The sequence below is a fragment of the Roseinatronobacter sp. genome (assembly GCF_051859525.1).
In the GTDB taxonomy this organism is placed as follows: domain Bacteria; phylum Pseudomonadota; class Alphaproteobacteria; order Rhodobacterales; family Rhodobacteraceae; genus Roseinatronobacter.
In genome coordinates, this window is sequence record NZ_JBHYFM010000057.1 from 1 (window position 1) to 588 (window position 588).

Consider the following 588-nt stretch of genomic DNA (forward strand, 5'->3'; position numbering starts at 1 on the left):
ATCTAGCGAATGGGCATCTTTTCTCGCAGCGCCCAAGTCCTGATAACCTTCAAAAATCCCATGTCGATCACTCCAAATGCCCCCAGCTGGTTCAAGCCGGGGCAAGGTTGCACATGGGTCAATTCTCAGTGGCAATCAACAGGGCGTGGTTCAGCTGGACACGGACATGTACGATGCGCGGCCAGCAGAACGAGGATTTCTCCAGGCGCTTTGCATACAGACATACGCCGCTGCCGTCCCACCAAACAATCTTGATCCGGTCTGCCCGCTTCGCACGGAATACGTAAAGTGCGCCACTGAACGGATCGCTCCCGGCATCCCGAACTAGCGAAAGCAGGCTGTCTGGTCCTTTCCGAAAGTCCACTGGACCTTCACGCCAGAGGGGATCATGCTAAGCGCACCGCGCGAAGAATGCGCAGCAACGCAGCCTCGTCAACATCCGGGCTCACCCGAACGATGATGCCTCCCAACACAATTTCCACCAGCGGCACGGCACTATCTGAAACACCGACCCGTTTCTGCTTGTTCAGGAAAGCTTTGCGCCACCCGAAGAGTTGCGGCGGCGAAATCCCGAGACTGCGGACAAGA

At 57.0% G+C, this 588-nt stretch carries 2 protein-coding genes; both read right to left on the bottom strand.

The features are described from left to right. Window positions 1-118: 118 nt before the first annotated feature. Complete coding sequence (tnpB, locus tag ACTIE1_RS16675) at window positions 119-364, bottom strand: IS66 family insertion sequence element accessory protein TnpB (RefSeq protein WP_437197570.1); 246 nt, start codon at window positions 362-364, stop codon at window positions 119-121. Between the two features lie 22 nt (window positions 365-386). After that, on the bottom strand, window positions 387-588 hold a 202-nt coding region (locus ACTIE1_RS16680; protein WP_439563516.1), incomplete at its 5' end, for a hypothetical protein.